We start from the raw sequence: 17661 nt of genomic DNA on the forward strand, positions 1-17661 counted from the left end.
TCCGCCGGGGATCTCATCTCAGAACGGCTTGCGTTGCAGGCTGCTTCGCCACTCCCGCCTCTCCAGCAGATGTTCATCCGGCGAATCCGCCGTATCAACCTGACTGCCCTGCTCCAGCCATCGCGCACTGCGTGAATGGGGATGACTTTCGCTGATCACCTGTTGTGAAAACGCGCCAAACGATAACAGCAAAAACAGTAATGCACTGGCCAGCCTCACTTTCATACGCACACCTCTTTGGTAACGGTGCCGCTATGCTGCCCGAAGGGTTTTCATTTTCTGTCAGTAACAGGCAAAGTTATGTGGTAAGCGGGAACAAACTGCGACGGGTTTAACCGCGGTTCAGGATAGTCCGTCAGCCCGGCATCATAAGTTCCCCAGCTAACCGTCCGTTTTCTTTCAGGAGAATGCTATTGAACCTCAATCAGTTTGATCAGCCGGTCGGTGAGGCTCTGCCCGACTGGCAACCGGTTACCAGGCCACCCTGTATGCCACTCACGGGTCAGCACTGCCTTCTCCTGCCGCTGAGTATCGATCATGCAGAACCGCTATTGCAGGCATTTATGCTGGCACCGGATGATCGCGACTGGACCTGGCTGAGCGCAGAGCGGCCCGCCTCTCTGCCGCAGATGCAGCGCTGGATTGCGGATAAAGTGGCAGATGCAGCCCTGGTGTCCTTCACGGTCTGCTCGCCAAATCAGCAGCCCTGCGGCGTGGTCTGCTTCGCCAGCATTGAGCCGGGACACGGCACTGTTGAAATCGGTCACGTCACCTGGTCGCCGCTGATGCAGCGCAGTGTCATTGGCAGCGAGGCGATTTATCTGCTGCTGCAACAGGCTTTCTCGCTCGGCTATCGGCGGGTGGCGTGGCGCTGTGATTCAACCAATATCGCATCACGACGCGCAGCAGAACGGCTGGGGTTCCGCTTTGAGGGCCGTTTTCGTCAGGTGATGACGCGTAAACAGCGTAATCGTGATACCGACTGGCTATCAATTATTGACCGTGAATGGCCAGATGTTCAGCGCGCCCTGAGTGCCTGGCTGAGTGCGGATAATTTCGCTGCCGGGGGACAGCAAAAGCGCCCGCTCAGCGCCTGCTTCGCCGACGTTAACCCGGCTGATGCAAACGCGACAAGTCCTGAACGCGGAGCGGATGCTGGCGATTAATGCAGCCGACGCACGGTCAGTGCCGCGGACCAGCGCTGTCGCTGACAGCGCGGGCAGACAGCCTGCTGCTCAGCCTCAATGATCTGCGTCTGGCCGCAATGGGTGCAGGCATAGAGCGCGCTGACCGGTACAGTGCTGTAATCCTGCCGGTGCTCAGGGGGCAGTACGCTTAACCCGGCGCGCATCTCATCGTCATCGTAGAAATAGAGGCTGAGCTGACCATCGACCTCCACCAGCGCCAGCCGGATCTGCCCCAGATGCTCCACACCACTCTGCCGTAACTCCATATAAAACTCATCTTCGGAAATATTCAGACGATCCAGACTCTCCAGCACATACAATCCCTCTTTAATCAGGGTAATCACGTCGCCCTGAATAAGCCGTGAAAAGCGCGGGCTGTGCGCCGTCAGCCAGGTCGTGAAGCGGTAGAGCGCCAACAGGACTACAAACACCATAATGACCGGCAGCACCGGCACATCATCGTAAAATGTCACATCACCGGACGCGGAACCCAGCGTCAGGATCACCACCAGCTCGAACAGCGACAGCTGGCGCACGCCGCGTCGTCCTGAGACTTTCAGAAAGGTGAACACCACCAGATAAGCGATCATGACCCGTACCACCACCTCAAACAAAAAGGTGGCCGGTTGATCGTTAAGTAAGAAACGGTGCCAGTCGAATGAGAACATAGTCTGTAAAACATCCTGTTTTAGGGGGCGCGCATCGTCGCATCACCCGTTGATGACCCGCAGATTCAGGCCAGTGATAAGTAAATCTTGTCGCCAGCCCGCCAAAAGGCAAGTGAAGCTGTAACGCGAATGTGGGCGAGTCTGACCTCTCTGCATGTTGAGGAAAAGGTTAACAAAGCTGAAAATGGCGCTGACACTATTCACGCTGCGCTTATCGGGCCGTTCGCAAAACCGCATGCTAAAACTTCCTGTTTCTGGCTGGATAATTTTTACCGCTGCGCTTTTTTCTTTTACTTCAATAAATTGCGAACCAAACCTTACTGCCTATACTTTCCAGTAAGGCTTCCGCAAATCCTTTCAACATCCAGAGAAGCCAGCCTTTTTCTGCCGATAGCGTCACTGGCCTATACCTGCTATCTCACTCGTCCACACCGCGACAGGCCCTGATGCCTGCAACTCAGTGTCTGTGGCTTATGGCATGGATCGCCCGTCCGTTCAGAGTGGTCAGATCGATCAGTCTGCAATGCATACCCTGACGCCCTGACCCGTTTCACGACGGCTCGTCAGCGGGAAGCTTGTTGCTTTTTTTCGGGAGATGCCATGACGCCCTTTTCCAGTTTCTGGCAGGCCGGCTACGAAGGTGCCGATCATATCAATCCTGCCGGCCTTGCGCTGTCGATGAACGATCTTAACCAGCATCAGGCGCGTGCAGCAGAAGATTATGCCGCGCTGGCCCCCTTTTCCATTCGCACAGTGCGCGAAAGCGTCGGCTGGCGGTTATGTGAGCACGATGGCCGCTATGACTTCTCGACGGTCGCGGCCCGGATGCAGGCCGCAGAGCAGCAGGGCATTCAGCTGAGCTGGACAATCTGCCACTACGGCTGGCCCGCTGGCGTCAGCCTGTTTGACCACGACTTTGTCAGCCGTTTCGCCGCCTTCTGTGGCGCACTGGCCCGCTTCCTGGCCCCCTGGTATCAGCAGGCGCCAGTCTACTCTCCGATGAATGAGATTTCCTTTGTCAGCTGGGGTATCTCGGTAGGGCTGTTCACCTGTGAGGTGATCCCTGAAGCGGATCGGGCGGATGCCGCCAAGCAGCAGCTGGTGCGCGCTACGCTGGCAGCCTGTGATGCCATCTGGCTGGCCGATCCGCGAGCCCGTCTGCTGCACTGTGATCCACTGATCCATATCGTGCCCGATCCCGCCGATCCGGCCAGCGACGTGCTGGCACGTGAGATGTGTGACACCCAGTATCAGGCGTGGGACATGCTGAGCGGCAGGCTTAACCCGGAACTGGGCGGCGCCCCACGCTATCTCGATCTGATTGGCGTGAATTACTACCACGACAATCAGTGGGAGCAGGGATCAAACCGGCGGCTTTACTGGCATCTGGGCGACAGCCGACGCCTGCCGCTGCATCGGATGCTGCAGCAGGTCTGGCAGCGTTATCAGCGGCCACTGCTGCTGGCGGAAACCAGCCACGTCGGCAGCGGACGCGGAAGCTGGATCCTTGAGATCGCCGCGCAGGTTGCGCAGGCGCAACTGGCAGGCGTTGAGCTGCACGGCATCTGCCTCTATCCGATCCTCGATCGTCCCTTATGGGAGGAGACGACTTTCTGGACCCGCAGCGGTTTGTGGGATCTCGATCTGCTGGGGGCCGATCCCTATGCCCGCCAGCTACAGCAGCCTTATGCCGACGCATTACGTCAGGCGCAGCGCTTTTTGCAGCACATCCACTCCTCAAAACACCCCTGTCAGGAGCACACTATGAAACCACCTGTTCTCATTGTTTTCAGCCATTTACGCTGGGGATTTGTTTTTCAGCGTCCGCAGCAGCTACTGACACGACTGGCACAGCACTATCGCGTGCTGTTTGTCGAAGAGCCGGTCTGGCAGGCGGGGCCACAGGGTCTGCATCAGAGCTCGCCTGCCGCTAACATCACGGTGATCCAGCCGCATACCGACAGCGACGCGCCTGGTTTCCACGACAGCCAGATCGCCCCGCTGCTGCTGCTGCTGACGCCGCTGCTGGAGGAAGATGAACAGCCGCTGATCTGGTTCTATACGCCGATGGCGCTGCCGTTGCTGACCCCTTTTAATCCGTCACTGGTGATTTACGACTGCATGGATGAGCTTTCCGCTTTTCAGAATGCACCGCGCCAGCTGCAGCAGCGCGAATCCGCGCTGATGACCCGCGCCGATCTGGTCTTTACCGGCGGCACCAGCCTCTATGAAGCGAAGCGTGACAAACATGCTCAGGTTTACTGCTTTCCCAGCAGCGTCGATGCTATTCATTTTGAGCAGGCGCGCGATCGCAGCAATCGACATCCGATGCAGGATGCAATTCCGGCACAGCGTCTTGGCTATTACGGCGTGCTGGATGAGCGCATAGACCTGCCGCTGATTGCGGCGCTGGCGGACAGCCACCCCGAATGGCAGATCATTATGGTCGGGCCGGTGGTAAAAATTGATCCCGCCAGCCTGCCGCAGCGCGACAATATTCACTGGCTCGGACAGCAGCCCTATCAGGCGCTGCCGCAGTTTCTGGCGGGCTGGGATGTCTGTCTGATGCCGTTTGCCATCAATGCCTCGACCCGCTTCATCTCACCGACCAAGGTGCTGGAGTATATGGCGGCGCAGCTGCCGATTGTCAGTACCGCGATTATTGACGTAGCGCGGCATTACGCAGAGGAAGTGGCGGTGGCAGAGAGCCCCGCTGAATTTATTGCCGCCTGTGAACAGGCAATGGCGATTGGTGCCGCAGAACGGCTGGCGCTGGCGGGACGGATGCAGGCAAAGGTCGATGCCACCTCATGGGATCGCACTGCTGAACAGATTCATGGACTGATCCAGCAGGCGCTGACGCAGCGTCAGCCCGCACTAAGGTCGGCCAGCCAGGGCAGTGCGCAGGCGAATATCACGCCGTTAACCCCATTGATGCTGGAGAGTGAAGCTGTGCCCTGCCTGATTATCGGAGCCGGGCCAACCGGGCTGAGCGCCGGTTATCACTATGGCGAAGGCGCAGTGTTACTGGAGAAAAATGCCACGCCTGGCGGCTGGTGCCGCTCGATTGACGATCAGGGTTTTACCTTCGACTATGCCGGTCACATTATGTTCTCGCAGGATCCCTACGTCTTGCAGCTGTATGAGATGTTGCTGGGCGACAACCTGCACTGGCAGGCGCGTGAAGCCTGGGTCTACAGCGACGGCGTTTATACCCGCTATCCCTTCCAGTCCGCGCTGCACGGCTTGCCGGTCGAGGTGGTAAAAGAGTGCGTGCTGGGCGCTATCGAGGCGCGTTATGGCGAAACGGCCGCCGCCGCTGTGCCACTGGATCGGGCGCGGGCACGGCGGGACTGCTGCGCAGATGGCGCGATCCCCGATGAGGGCAGCAGCACAGGCGTGGTGGAAGGCGAAGAGGATTTCCAGCACTTCATTATGCGCACCTGGGGCAAAGGCATCGCGTGTCACTTTGCCCTGCCCTACAACCAGAAACTGTGGAAGGTGCCGCTGACCGATATGGAAACTTCATGGCTGGGCGGACGCGTACCGCTGCCCGATCTGGCGCAGATCATTGATGGTGCACTGCAACCGCTGGCGAAACCGGTTGGCCCCAACGCCCGTTTCGGCTATCCGCTGCGCGGTGGCTTCCAGGCGCTGATGTCCGGCTTTTTGCCGCACCTGAAATGTACGCTGGAAACGGACGCCACCCTGACCCGCCTCTACCCGCAGGCGCACGTCGCGCTGCTGGCGGATGGCCGCCACTACCGTTATGAACAATTGATCAGCACCATGCCGCTGCCGGAGCTGATTAAACTGATGGGCGATGAAGTGCTGGATAGTGTGCAACGGGCGGCGCAGCAGTTGCAGTTTGTCTCGGTGCGCTGCGTTAATCTGGGAATTGGCCGCGCTGACCTGACCGAAAAGCACTGGATTTACTATCCTGGCGATACGCTGTTTCACCGCATCTTTGTGCAGGGCAATGCGAGTCCGCACTGCAACCCGCCGGGCGGCTTCGGCTTAACCTGCGAAATCACCTATAACGCGGCCAATCCGCTGCCGCTGGCGGGGGATGCGCTGATTGAGCGCTGCCGTCAGGATTGCATCAGAGTTGGCATGATCACCGCGGACGATCCGCTGCTCTGTGCCTCAGAGGTCGATATGCCCTACGCCTACGTGGTCTATGACCATGCGCGCAGCGCTAACGTGGCGCTGATCCGCCAGTGGCTGCTGACCCAGGACATTCATCTGTCAGGCCGCTACAGCGAGTGGGAATATTACAACTCGGATCACGCCTTCCTTGCCGGTAAACGCGCCGCCGAAAATGTCCGGCTGCAGCATGTCAGCGAACGGACGCTCGGCTGACCCGGCGCAGTCGCTACGAAAGCCGCTGGCTGCACTTCGCGGCTTTCAGCGACTGCAACTGCGTCAGTCGCCGCTCCGCCTTCTGGCTGGCATTGTATTTCGCAATGCCATTGCCCAGCCCGAAATCCCCGACAAAGCCCAGCACGGTCAGTGCATCGAACTGGCCGGTCTGCTCAATATCACTCTGCACGCTGTGCGCTTTCACCAGCTCCTGATCCAGCGCGCTGCAATTCAGCATCGCCGTCTCTTCCGGGGTGACCGCGGACGCCTGCGGATACTGCTTGGTCGCGCAGCCGCTTAATACCAGCGTCAGCAGCACGATTAAAACGCTCTGTTTACTCATTTTTCATTGCCTGTTTTTTATCCAGTTAATACTGTTATCGGCAGCATCCCCCGGGATCATGAGTCTCTGACCTACCAATAATGGTCGAAACCGCTACGCTAATGTAGGATTCAGCGCGCTGCTGTCAGTTGCAGCGTGTTACCTATAGGAAGTCACGCAGCGAACGCACATTGCCCGTTCATCACTTCTGCCAGACCTTTCAAAGAGTTAGCCAGCATGATGCTGTCATCAGCAGCGTTTAAAAAGCAAAGCCTGACCGATAATCAGTGACGAGGCAGCCGCATAAGCAAAGCCAGACACAGAAAATTCGCGCGTCGGGTTTATCAGAGTTGTTCGAGATGAGGTTTTTCCATGCGTTTTAAAGGATTGAACATCGGGTTTTTCATTTTGATTCTGGCTATTGCCACCCTCGGTTTTTTCGAGGTGCTTTCGCCCTATTTCTCGCCGATTTTATGGGCGGCGATTCTGGCGGTGATTTTCCATCCGCTGAAAACGTATCTGCGGGTCCGAATGGGCGAACGCAATGGCCTGGCCGCGTTGATTACCCTGCTCTGTATCTGTCTGATTGTGTTCACGCCGCTGGCCATTATCGCCTCATCGCTGGTGGTCGAAACCAATGCGGTCTATCACAAACTGCAGACCAATTCGGCGCAGTTCCCGGCGGTCTTCGCCGATCTGTTGCAGCATCTGCCGCGCTGGGCAAAACATTATCTGGCTGAAAATAACCTGGATAACGCCGAACAGATTCAGCAGAAGCTCTCCTCGTTTGCCCTTAAGGGCGGTCAGTATGTGGCAGGCAGCGCCTTTATCATCGGTAAAGGGACGTTCAGCTTCACCGTCGGCTTTGGCGTGATGCTTTATCTGCTGTTCTTCCTGCTGAAAGATGGCTCCTATCTGGTACATCTGATCCTGGAAGCGCTGCCGCTCTCAACCTACGTGAAGCATCACCTGATGGTGAAGTTTGCGGCCGTGGCGCGCGCGACGGTGAAAGGCACGGTGGTGGTCGGTATTGTTCAGGGTATTCTCGGTGGGCTGGCATTCTGGTTTACCGGCATCGACGGCAGCCTGCTGTGGGGCGCGCTGATGGCCTTCCTCTCTCTTATTCCGGCAGTCGGTTCCGCCATTATCTGGGTGCCTGCGGCGATCTTCTTCTTCGCCACTGGTGCACTGTGGAAAGGGCTGTTCCTGGTGGGCTTCTTCGTGGTGATTGTCGGACTGGTGGATAACATCCTGCGTCCGCTGCTGGTCGGCAAAGACACCAAAATGCCTGACTATCTGATTCTGATCGCCACGCTGGGCGGCATGGAGATTTACGGCATCAACGGTTTTGTAATCGGTCCGGTGATTGCCGCCCTGTTTATCGCCTGCTGGAACCTGCTCTCCGGACGCGATAACCGCGAAAACATCGAAGCCATCGACGAAGAGTTTATCGAAGAAGGTAAGAAACAGTCCGATACCGCGGCAGAGGCTGCGGCTGAAGCGGCGGCGGCCTCCGCCGATGCGGCTGCAGAGACGGAAAGGAAAGTCGCGGCGTTAGCCGCCTCGGAGAAAGAAACAGCGGAAAAGAAAGCGTAATCCGAGTCAACCATAAAAAACCTACTTTTCAGTGGGTTACAGACAGCTTACCTGGTTGAATCAGTTTTACTCTGACAGCAATGAATAAGCTCACAACGCGCAGGGTTCTGGGTCAGAAGAGGAAAGCGTCCCGCGCCAGGACGGCGCGGGCCGAGCATGTCATGGACGACGGCCTTTGCGTCTTTCCGATCTGACCCAGTACCCTGAGCAGGCTCGATCCAGCAGCAATCCAAAGCCAGAATTTCCCAACCATAAAAAAACCCACCTTTCGGTGGGTTCTTTTTTTAACCTGAGAACAGCCGCGAATTAGTTAGTCGCTTTGTTTTTCAGATCTTCAGCACCCTGCTTGGTTTTATCCCAGCCTTTCTCAGTGCCTTCTTTGGTTTTGTGCCAGCCTTTCTGCGTACCTTCGGTGATTTTACTGCCGGTGGTATCGCTTTTGCCTTCAGCGGCATGCTCAGACTTCAGCTTCAGCTCTTTGCCTTCGTTCTGGGTCTGATGCAGTTTTTCCTTCGCGGTATCGGCGCCTTTATGCGCTTCCGCAACGGTGTTGTCTGTGGTGGTAGCAGCAAATACCGGCGAGGCCAGCAAAATAGCAGACAGTGCAATAATTGATTTCTTCATAATTCCCTCTGTATGAATCGTTGCCGTGTAGGTTTTAATCCTGGCATAGTGTTCCCAGGAAAGATTTAAGAATAAACCAGGAATGAAAAAGGGCCAGTTTTCACCAGAAAAAGCCGCCGGTTGTAGCTTTTTCGTCCATTACCAAAGTGCGAGTTGCGGATCGTTGTCCGGTTTCGGCTGGCTTCGGCTGACGCGAGCAGGCGGTGCAGGCTGCTGCATCTGATGGGTGATCCACTGCAGCAACACCGTCACTATATAGGTCTGCTGCTCCGCGCTCAGCGGCTGGTGCTGTCCGATGTTGTGCCACTTACTCAGACAGCCACGACAGCAGGTTGCGGTGGCGTGCTGAGCGATAAACACCGGGTGGCCGCGCATCGGCGTCTGCTTGCCATCATTTTCAGGCTGCGCAGGCGCCAGCCGCTGTGCCACAAACTCAGCGGCGTGCAGGCGCAATACCGGCTCGCCTTTGCTGCTCGCATAATCATATTCCGCGCGTCCCAGACGAAAGCGCTGACGGAACGGCGAGCGTGACAGCCGGGTAAACAGGTCGTCAGAAACCTTCATGCTGATTGCCAGTCACTCATATTTACGTCCCGCCAGATAGCGTACGCCCTGCGACCCGAACGCCTCACGATGGAGTTCATTGGGCTGCAGATGAAATGTCTCACCGGGATGATAGGTGGTATCGCCTTGTTCGGTACTGATGGTGATGTCACCACTCAGAATCAGTGCCAGTGCTTCAAAGGGATGTACGTGATTATCAAGCTGGGCGGCGGCTGCACGCTCAATCAACAGAGGCTCGTCAAAACCCTGTTCGGCTAACAATTTTCTGAATTCGTGTTCTGTCATCGCAACTCCTCAGTGTGGATCTGACCCTTAGCAGTGTAGACGATCTTTATCGCCGCTTATGGCACTCAACAGGTTACGTAAAGTAGCGCAAGCAGGGTTGTTCACCGGTCAGGCCAGTGCTGTACTTGCCGTCTCGTTACAGCCATTTTGACATCGGGATAACGCAAAAGTATGTCTCAACAGGAGAAAACTGCCCTGCTGCTGATTAATCAGCGCTCGCGCAAAGGACGCGCCGAGGCCAGCCGCGCACAGTCGCTGCTGGCTCAGGCCGGGTTCACCCTGCTGCAACCGGCCGGAGATGATACCCGCAGCTACAGCGAATTAATCGCGGCGTATGCCCATCGCGTTGATGCGGTGATCGTCGGCGGTGGCGACGGCACGCTTAATGCGGCCGCGCCGGGACTGATGCAGACCGGCCTGCCGCTGGGCATTTTACCACTGGGCACCGCCAACGATTTTGCCCGCACGCTGGGCATTCCTGCCATCCTGGAGTCCGCGATAAAGATTATCGCTGACGGGCAGCTGCGCGCAGTGGACCTGGGTGAAGTGAATCAGCATCTGTTTCTGAACGTCTCCAGCATCGGCTTTTCGGTGGAACTGGCGCGCAACCTCACGGCGGAATCGAAAAAACGCTGGGGAGTGGGCGGTTATGCCCTGGCGGCTTTGCGGGTGCTGCGGCAGAGCCGTCCCTTCAGCGCTACGCTGGTGCATCAGGGCCATCGGACGCCGATCAAAACGGTTCAGGTGTCGGTGGGCAATGGACGCTTTTATGGGGGCGGCATGACGGTGGAACAGCGTGCCGCTCCGGACGATGGGTTACTGGATGTCTACAGTCTGGAGCTGCAGCATAGCTGGCAGCTCATTGCGCTGCTGCCCTTTCTGCGGCGCGGCACTCACGGTCGCTGGCGTAACGTGCGGGCATTCAGCGCCACGGAGCTGACGATTGAGACGCGCCGTCCCCATTACATCAATGCAGATGGTGAGATTATCGGTCAGACACCCGCGCATTTTCGCCTGATCGCCAGTGCACTGCGGGTTTATGCACCGGGCGACAGTGCAGCAAAATAGCCCTACGGTGGGCGCGGTAATCGATCGCGGTGAGAAACTAGTGCTGGGTGCTCTTTTTTTCAGCGTAGTCGATGTGTTCGGAAAGATTGGCGACCAGCTTTTTCGCCATTTCGAGGGTCAGACCCAGAAACAGGGTCTCCTGCGGGCCCTTTTCACGCGGGGCATTGGGATCGATATAACCGAATTTCACTACCAGTGCCTGATGGGTATTCAGGGGACCAATATGCCAGCCGGTAACCGGGTAGAAGGTAAATCGCGTAAATTCATTCATTTAATCCTGACTGTAAAAGCATAACGCTGATTGATAGTCAGGCCAGCTCTGATGATAAAGCATGAGTGGAATACTCAGTCTGAACGAAATCGACAGGATTACAAGGGAAGCGGCATAACAAGCGCAGCGTGACGCAATGAGGATCTGTAATGCATTCAGGGCCTGCTGCAGCAAGGGGATGAGGATATTTCAGGCGTGTGTAATCTGCGCGGCTCCGGCACGGGCGCTCTCCTGTCAGGCCAGGGCGAACGCCCCTCAGGACTGTTTATCGGCTCGGGGAATAATCGAGATATGGCCGTTAACCTCCAGCACCGCATATTTAATCTGATCAAATCGCTCCAGCCCCTGCCCGGAGCGCGCCGCTTCCAGCACATCATCAGGACTGATGCCGGTCATCTTCATGCGGTCAGTCAGCAGATTACCATTCTCGACCAGGATCACCGGGCCGCCATCGATCACCTGCTCCACCACCGGAAAGCGACTTTTCAGTTTGCCCAGCACAATATCAATCGCTACCAGCGTGATAATAGTCAGCGCCGCGCCGGTAACAGAAAAATCGTCGCCCAGCAGCGCCTGCTGAGTTGCTTCACTGATGATCAATAGCAGAATCAGATCGAAAGAGGTCATCTGCAACAGAGTGCGTCTGCCGGCAATTTTGAACACGACCATCAGCACCAGGTAGATCGCTGCGGCACGTAATACCGTTTCCATAAAGCGCCTCTGTCAGGGATAGATCCATTGGGTAAAACGGGCGGGAGCATGGCCGTCACCATGAATAGTGACGTGAATGCGGCCCGCATTGCGCGGCTGCAGGCCAAGCCAGATCGCGTGATCCGGTCCGGTGTTGCGGGCCGAAAAGGTCAGCCGCAGATCACTGCCAATCGTCACCGCCTCCAGCGGTTGAGGCTGCAGCGTCTGGATTTGCAGGTTATCCAGGGCGCCACCGCCAATCGTAACGGTAAAGCGATCGGTTACCGGTGCGTTGTAGCGAATGCGCATATCCATATTGCTCTCAACCCGGCCAAACCGTTCATACTCCACCTGGATGGTCCCGTCCGGCGAGCGGGCGCTGCCGTTACTCAGCACGCCTTTGGAAAAGAGTCCGCACGCACCCAGAATCACCAGCGCAATCAGGACGTATTCACCGATACGCTGAATCAGCCATTCACGGCGTACCCAGCGGAGGTTTTCCTGAATCGGTACTGCCTGACCGCTGCTATCCTCTTTTTTCACCGTGACCTCACACACTGTTGGCTCAGGAACAAAAACTGCACGCTGCGTTAAGCATAGCCAGACAGTATAGGTTCACTATCTGGCGGGTCGTGACCTTTTCAGCGGGACAATCTGGCACCGCATCCTGCCGTTTACAGCCAGCCGGAGCGACGCAGTTTGGCCCACAGCCCGCCGCAGGCCAGCAGGGTCAGCCCCACCGCCAGCGGATAGCCATACAGCGACTTCAGCTCCGGCATATGCTCGAAGTTCATGCCATACATACTGAAGACCACGGTCGGGATCACCAGGATCGCACCCCAGCCTGCCAGCTTTTTCACCACTTCATTCTGCTGCACCGTCACCAGCGCCAGATTGACCTGCATGGCGCTGGTCAGCATTTCGCGCATATCTTCCGCGTCAGTGACGACATGGCGGGCGTGATCCTGCACGTCGCGGATATAGGCGCGCAGCGGGCGCGGAATCAGATCTTCATGCAGGTGGATCAGCTGATTACAGATCTCCTCCACGGGCAGCGCCGCATTGCGCAGTTTCAACAGATGACGCCGCACGGTGTAGACCGACTGCACCGACTTGCGATCAAATTCACTGGTGAAGAGATCGTTCTCCATCTGCCCGACCCGTTCATTCAGCGAGGTAGAGAGCTCGGCATAGCGATCAACAATAAAATCGAGCAGGCAGTAGAGCGGATAAGCGGGACCAAACTTCAGCAGCGCCGGGTTTTCAGCCGCCCGCTGCCGCACCGGGGTGTAGCTTTCAGATGCGCCGTGACGGATGCTGATCAGGAAGTTTTTTCCGACAAAAAGATGCGTTTCGCCCAGTTCGCAGCTGTCATCCTTAGCGCACACCGTTTTCACCACGATAAACAGCGATTCGCCATAATGTTCAATTTTAGGTCGCTGATGGGCATTGAGTGCATCCTCAACCGCCAGTTCATGAAGTCCGAACTCCTCTTTAATCTTCGCCATAAACTCAGCGTCTGGCTGCCACAACCCGAGCCAGATAAACGCCTCCGGCTCTTTGATCACTTCACTGATATCATCGACTTCAACCTCTTCGCCCGCGCATCCCGGACGATACACCCTGCTGCTTACGATCATCTTCTGCTTTCCCGTTGTGACAATACATGCAGCTTAGCCAATCCCGCGCCTGTAACCGGATAAAAACCGTAAGGATTTGCTGCGGCGCTGTTCGATCAGCGGCTTACCACTTCAGCCCTAATCCGGTGGAGAAAATGCCTTCGTTCAGGGTATCGGGTATGCCGCTGACCAGATTACGGTGATAGCCAACGTGCAGCGTTGACCACGAAGTCAGGCTGTAGCGCAGCCCGACTTCGGCATCCAGCATAAATACGCCGTCATCATCCAGCGAATGGCCGACATCGCCATTGCTGTAAAGCGTGAACGATTTGCCCAGCAGATAGCGCTGATAGTTCCAGCGCAGCGAGCCGCCAAAGTGCCGCTCTTCCCGGTCATCGCTGTAGCCATACTCAAAGGCACCACCCAGCACCGAGAGTGAAAACGCGCTCAGTTCGGTATCCCACAACTGATAACCCGGACCGGTGCCGATTAGCGCCTGACGTGACAGATTCTCCACCCAGTCGCGCTTGTAGGTGGCGCGGGTCTGCCAGAAGAACTGCTCCCTGACCAGATAATCAAAGGCGTAGCGCAGGCTGTAGTTATCGGTATTGATGTTCTCGTTTTCCTGCTCGCGATTGTAGGTCGCACCGATATCGTGACGCCATTTTCCCTGATTCAGTTTCGTGTTGAGCGCGAAGCTGTAGTCGTCAGTTTTGGTCGAGGCTTTTTTGACCTTCACGCCTGCATCGATGTTGCCGGTCCAGGCAAGCTGATCGCTGCGGACTTTGGCTTTCATAAACTCATCAATGCGCCGCAGCGAAACCTGCTGCTCCTGCTCGTTGCGTTCCACCCAGACATAGCCGGGATCGGATGAGGAGAGCCGCACCTGATAATGTTCGCCGGTCTTTTTGTTTTCGACATTCACCGGATTCTCGCTGGCGAGCGTACTGACCGCACTCCAGTCCAGCGTGACGGTACCGGCGTAGTGTGTCTCTATCCCCAGCTTGCCGTCGCTGAGATAACGAATCGTGCCGGTCAGCCGATCGCCATTATTCAGCCAGACGGTATCGGCAGTGGCCTGCTGTGCCCATCCGGCGCAGCAACTGATGACCAGCAGCGGGATAAACGAGGTGGCGCAACGCATAGCTTTCCCTGTAAAGGCGTCGTCTTGCACGGGCGACGCGTCACCGCAAATTCTGACCTGACAATTAAGCCGATTCTGCGACGATATGCAATGCGCCGCCTGGCTCAGGAGAGATCGTGCAGTGCTTTGCCGAGCGGTGGAGTAATAGCGAAGTCCGTAAAACTCATCGCCAGCCCTTCACGTTCAGGCGAGCAGCCCATCACTCCGACAAACCGCCGCGCCTGACCGGGCCACGGGCAGAGCCGTAACAGCGGCCAGCTCACGCCGTCGGTAGAGTACTGAATTCTTAAGGCCGCATTTTCCAGCGTGGCGCGCAGCCAGAACTGGCGCGCATCGCCGGGAAACACACCGGTAGACCAGTCGGAAAACTCGCGCGTCACCACGCTGCCAATTGCGGGCTGGTCATCGTTAAACTCAATGCCCGCCTTAACCCAGTGCGTTTCGTTATCCTGAATAAACAGCCCGGCCTGATCGTAGAGCTGACTGAAATCCGCCCTTACCTGCACCTGAACGGTAAAGTCATTTTCCACCCAGAAGCCGAAAGCGTGGCCGCTGTGCCGTTCGAAGCCGTACCAGGTACGCTGCCAGAAATCGCTGTTCAGCGCGGTTTCGAACCTCAGCGTATCGCCATCCAGGCTGTGTACCGGCGGCTGATTAATCCAGACGCCACCTTCAGTGGTAATGGAACTGACTGCTGTCATAGGCACTCCTTTGGGTAAGTTAAACCGCCCGCGTGCTGGCCGATCTGCGGCGTGGCGATTGACCTGATTATCATAGCGTTGATTGGTGAACGGGCGGCAGACGATTGCGGCAAATCTGATGGTGTCGATGTGGCAGGCAGTGAGGTCAGCAGACCCGTGGCTGCAGACACTCCGGCTCTGTTTGCGGTTTCGCTTATATGCCCTTTATTTTCCTGCCGGCAATAAATAACAGCGACCAGGTCCAGCTCACTGAACTATTTCATTTTGTTAATCCCCTGGCGAAAACAGCATTTAACAACCAGGCTTGTTTTGTCTGAGGGCAACTGAACTCATTAAATATAAGGATTAAGCCACCATGGTAGATAAATCAGAAATTTTAGATCACGCGCAGGTTGTTGATGTGAATGGCGAACATGTCGGGATTGTCGACCACTTCGAAGGCGACGACAAAATTAAGCTGGCGAAAAGCGATCCTGAAGCGGGCGGCAAACACCACATTATTCCATTCAGCTGGGTGAAAGAAGTTGATGATAATAAAGTCATCCTTTCTAAAGCCAAAGCGGATGTTGAAAGTGAGTGGCAGTCTGCATAAAACATTAGCCGTGGCGCCCGCCACGGCTTATTTCATTTATTCTGTTAAATAACTCCTGCGTCCTGCCCTGCCCATCCTTCATTTATTACTGCTTTATATTTCACACCGTATGAAACGTCTTCAGTAATATCTGTCAGATTTTTACTTTCCATGACGCGGTGCTCTCTGTTTTTATGCCCAATGGCGGGTTGTCGTAAGCGGAGGGTTTGGAGCGGTCATCATGGCATTGCGGCGGGAGGGGAAAAAACCACCAGAATGGCGCAGCACTTTGCCGGATCTCTGTCGGTATCCGGCGGGCGTAAGAAACGGCGGGTGAAGTAAAACCTGAGATCCTCACCCGCTGCGGGTTATTCCTGTTTTGCTGCGCGATCCCGCAGCACTTCACCCACCACCGGAACCGCTGAAAAGGCATTTGGCCAGCCAGCATAGAACGCGGCCTGAGTGATAATCTCGCCCGCTTCTTCAGCCGTCAATCCGTTGTCCATCGCCCGGTTGAGATGGTAGTTAATTTGCGCACTTTGTCCCGAAGCAATCAGCGCGCTGACCGTCACCAGACTTCTGTCTCGAGGTTGTAGCGCTGGCCGCTGCCACAGATTGAGAAACAGCGGATCGGCGGTAAACCTGACCAGCCCGGGCGAGATCGGCCCCACATTTTTCTCCACCGTTGCAGAACGCTGCTGTTCTGCTGCCTGATTTAGTGGCAGCAGTGCCGGAGAGGCTTCGGCCAGTTGATCGGCACCAATACCTCGCGCCTGAAACACATTTTTGGTCACCGCAATTGCGGACATCGCATTGGGCCAGCCGGAATAGAACGCCAGGTGAGTAATAATTTCGGAGACTTCAGCAGGCGTCACGCCACTGTCGAGCGCCACACCGGCGTAATGTTGTAACTCAGCAGGCTGGTTGCGGGCGATGAGAATGGCAAGCGTGACGATACTGCGGTCTCGGATCGAAAGTGCGTCGCGTTTCCAGAGATCGTCGGTTATCGCTTCACGTCCGAAACGAGCCAGTGCGGGAGAGACGGACTCAATGTCGGCAACCGAAAGGCTGGATGGATTAACGTTCAACATAGTTTCACCTCTTTTGGGTTCAGCAGCGGCCAGGTCGGCCAGCATCATGGAGATCGCGGCGGCGGCAATCACTTTTTTCATCCTCTGATCAGCTCCCTGGTAAAGGTCAGTTAACAAAAGAGTTAAGAGCGCCACGGTTTTTCAGCAGAGCTGGCACCACGGGGATCGCCTCTTTGCGGTCGGTCATCTCAGCTGTCAGCCGGATATAGTCGCGAAAATGGGGCGTTTCGCGGTGCTGCTGATAGGCGGCGTCACTCGCGTAGATTTCATAGAAGAACCAGCGATATCTGTTTTTCGCATCGGTCGCGGCATACATCGCCAGTACGCCCGGTTCCACCTTCAGTGACTCTGCCATTTCAGGCAGCACAATATCGCGGAATGCCTGCTGATCGGCCGGTTTCACGTCAACAATCACCAGGTTATTGATGGTTTCTTTATTCTGTACGAAGGGTTTATCACCCAAAAACTGCGGCTCCAGCACAGTGCTCTTTTTCTGGCCGATAAGATCAGGTGCGCGTGTAATAAAAGACCGGTACGGCTCTGAACTGAGATGTTGCTGGTATGCCTCTTCACTCGCATAAATTTCAATCATATAAGCCTGATGAGCATTTTCTTTATGTTTCAGTGAATACATCGCCAGCGTACCTGGTTGCTCTGCCAGCGAACGGGTAATATTATCTCTGGCAACTTCATCGTACTGTCCGTTTTTCCCGGCCTTAATTTCCATTTCATGCAGATTAATGACACGGTTTGTGGGGTCTGTTAAAGCGGCTGCCGATGCCGGGCCGGCCATCAGCAGAGTCAGAGTCAGAGCGGTAATATTGTTCACGGTCTGCCTTAATTATCGGATGAGGTGATTTGCGATTCATTCGGTGTATTAACCGGCGTGATTTCTGTT

General features: G+C 56.2%; 19 protein-coding genes. 5 read left to right on the forward strand and 14 right to left on the reverse strand.

Going from position 1 to position 17661, the window contains the following annotated elements; all coding sequences use genetic code 11:
* Positions 1-18: 18 nt before the first annotated feature.
* Complete coding sequence (locus ACX8ZY_RS14710; RefSeq protein WP_010259007.1) at positions 19-225, reverse strand: hypothetical protein; 207 nt, start codon at positions 223-225, stop codon at positions 19-21.
* Positions 226-413: 188 nt separating this feature from the next.
* On the opposite strand from ACX8ZY_RS14710, the gene ACX8ZY_RS14715 reads away from it, so the two are divergent.
* Positions 414-1166, forward strand: coding sequence for a GNAT family N-acetyltransferase (locus ACX8ZY_RS14715; protein ID WP_033771108.1), 753 nt, complete (start codon positions 414-416; stop codon positions 1164-1166).
* On the opposite strand, the gene ACX8ZY_RS14720 is transcribed toward ACX8ZY_RS14715, so the two are convergent.
* Positions 1163-1855 (reverse strand): DUF421 domain-containing protein, encoded by a 693-nt coding sequence (locus ACX8ZY_RS14720; RefSeq protein ID WP_010259010.1) that lies wholly within the window; start codon positions 1853-1855, stop codon positions 1163-1165. The genes ACX8ZY_RS14715 and ACX8ZY_RS14720 overlap by 4 nt on opposite strands.
* 600 nt (positions 1856-2455) lie before the next feature.
* On the opposite strand from ACX8ZY_RS14720, the gene ACX8ZY_RS14725 reads away from it, so the two are divergent.
* On the forward strand, positions 2456-6217 hold the full coding sequence (locus tag ACX8ZY_RS14725) for an NAD(P)-binding protein (protein ID WP_421665056.1): 3762 nt from the start codon (positions 2456-2458) through the stop codon (positions 6215-6217).
* Positions 6218-6230: 13 nt separating this feature from the next.
* Here ACX8ZY_RS14725 and ACX8ZY_RS14730 read toward each other — a convergent pair whose 3' ends face one another.
* Positions 6231-6560, reverse strand: coding sequence for a hypothetical protein (locus ACX8ZY_RS14730; protein WP_010259013.1), 330 nt, complete (start codon positions 6558-6560; stop codon positions 6231-6233).
* A 351-nt stretch (positions 6561-6911) separates the two neighbouring features.
* Between ACX8ZY_RS14730 and ACX8ZY_RS14735 the strand changes: the two genes are divergently transcribed.
* The gene (locus ACX8ZY_RS14735) at positions 6912-8135 is read left to right on the forward strand and encodes an AI-2E family transporter (RefSeq protein ID WP_010671259.1); all 1224 of its coding nucleotides are present in this window, start codon (positions 6912-6914) and stop codon (positions 8133-8135) included.
* A 306-nt stretch (positions 8136-8441) separates the two neighbouring features.
* Here the strand turns inward: ACX8ZY_RS14735 and ACX8ZY_RS14740 are convergent, their stop codons facing one another.
* The 3 genes from ACX8ZY_RS14740 to ACX8ZY_RS14750 all read right to left on the reverse strand — a co-directional run bounded on the left by ACX8ZY_RS14740 (position 8442) and on the right by ACX8ZY_RS14750 (position 9608).
* Positions 8442-8759 (reverse strand): hypothetical protein, encoded by a 318-nt coding sequence (locus tag ACX8ZY_RS14740; RefSeq protein ID WP_010259015.1) that lies wholly within the window; start codon positions 8757-8759, stop codon positions 8442-8444.
* 138 nt (positions 8760-8897) lie between these two features.
* Positions 8898-9323 (reverse strand): DUF4186 domain-containing protein, encoded by a 426-nt coding sequence (locus tag ACX8ZY_RS14745; protein WP_064689938.1) that lies wholly within the window; start codon positions 9321-9323, stop codon positions 8898-8900.
* A 12-nt stretch (positions 9324-9335) separates the two neighbouring features.
* Positions 9336-9608 carry a cupin domain-containing protein gene (locus ACX8ZY_RS14750; RefSeq protein ID WP_010259018.1) on the reverse strand — a complete coding sequence of 91 codons (273 nt, stop codon included), beginning with the start codon at positions 9606-9608 and terminating at the stop codon, positions 9336-9338.
* 171 nt (positions 9609-9779) lie between these two features.
* Between ACX8ZY_RS14750 and ACX8ZY_RS14755 the strand changes: the two genes are divergently transcribed.
* Positions 9780-10676 carry a lipid kinase gene (locus ACX8ZY_RS14755; protein ID WP_154209643.1) on the forward strand — a complete coding sequence of 299 codons (897 nt, stop codon included), beginning with the start codon at positions 9780-9782 and terminating at the stop codon, positions 10674-10676.
* A gap of 37 nt (positions 10677-10713) precedes the next feature.
* On the opposite strand, the gene ACX8ZY_RS14760 is transcribed toward ACX8ZY_RS14755, so the two are convergent.
* The 6 genes from ACX8ZY_RS14760 to ACX8ZY_RS14785 all read right to left on the reverse strand — a co-directional run bounded on the left by ACX8ZY_RS14760 (position 10714) and on the right by ACX8ZY_RS14785 (position 15101).
* Positions 10714-10947 (reverse strand): hypothetical protein, encoded by a 234-nt coding sequence (locus tag ACX8ZY_RS14760; protein ID WP_010259022.1) that lies wholly within the window; start codon positions 10945-10947, stop codon positions 10714-10716.
* Positions 10948-11202: 255 nt separating this feature from the next.
* Entirely contained in the window at positions 11203-11658 is a 456-nt protein-coding gene (locus tag ACX8ZY_RS14765) for a DUF421 domain-containing protein (protein WP_052272104.1), read from the reverse strand.
* A 12-nt stretch (positions 11659-11670) separates the two neighbouring features.
* Positions 11671-12195, reverse strand: a complete 525-nt coding sequence (locus ACX8ZY_RS14770) for a hypothetical protein (protein ID WP_010259024.1) — start codon at positions 12193-12195, stop codon at positions 11671-11673.
* A 116-nt stretch (positions 12196-12311) separates the two neighbouring features.
* Positions 12312-13277 carry a magnesium and cobalt transport protein CorA gene (locus ACX8ZY_RS14775; protein ID WP_010259025.1) on the reverse strand — a complete coding sequence of 322 codons (966 nt, stop codon included), beginning with the start codon at positions 13275-13277 and terminating at the stop codon, positions 12312-12314.
* Between the two features lie 103 nt (positions 13278-13380).
* The gene (locus ACX8ZY_RS14780) at positions 13381-14400 is read right to left on the reverse strand and encodes a DUF481 domain-containing protein (protein WP_421665057.1); all 1020 of its coding nucleotides are present in this window, start codon (positions 14398-14400) and stop codon (positions 13381-13383) included.
* A 104-nt stretch (positions 14401-14504) separates the two neighbouring features.
* The gene (locus tag ACX8ZY_RS14785) at positions 14505-15101 is read right to left on the reverse strand and encodes a DUF1349 domain-containing protein (RefSeq protein WP_050498552.1); all 597 of its coding nucleotides are present in this window, start codon (positions 15099-15101) and stop codon (positions 14505-14507) included.
* Between the two features lie 355 nt (positions 15102-15456).
* Between ACX8ZY_RS14785 and ACX8ZY_RS14790 the strand changes: the two genes are divergently transcribed.
* Positions 15457-15693 (forward strand): DUF2171 domain-containing protein, encoded by a 237-nt coding sequence (locus tag ACX8ZY_RS14790; protein ID WP_003854080.1) that lies wholly within the window; start codon positions 15457-15459, stop codon positions 15691-15693.
* A 347-nt stretch (positions 15694-16040) separates the two neighbouring features.
* On the opposite strand, the gene ACX8ZY_RS14795 is transcribed toward ACX8ZY_RS14790, so the two are convergent.
* Together ACX8ZY_RS14795 and ACX8ZY_RS14800 are read right to left on the reverse strand one after the other, a co-directional pair.
* Complete coding sequence (locus ACX8ZY_RS14795) at positions 16041-16844, reverse strand: carboxymuconolactone decarboxylase family protein (protein WP_163640632.1); 804 nt, start codon at positions 16842-16844, stop codon at positions 16041-16043.
* 25 nt (positions 16845-16869) lie between these two features.
* Entirely contained in the window at positions 16870-17592 is a 723-nt protein-coding gene (locus ACX8ZY_RS14800) for a putative quinol monooxygenase (RefSeq protein ID WP_010259031.1), read from the reverse strand.
* Positions 17593-17661 lie beyond the last annotated feature (69 nt).

The organism is Pantoea sp. XAF26B01_ASV70 (assembly GCF_054512635.1).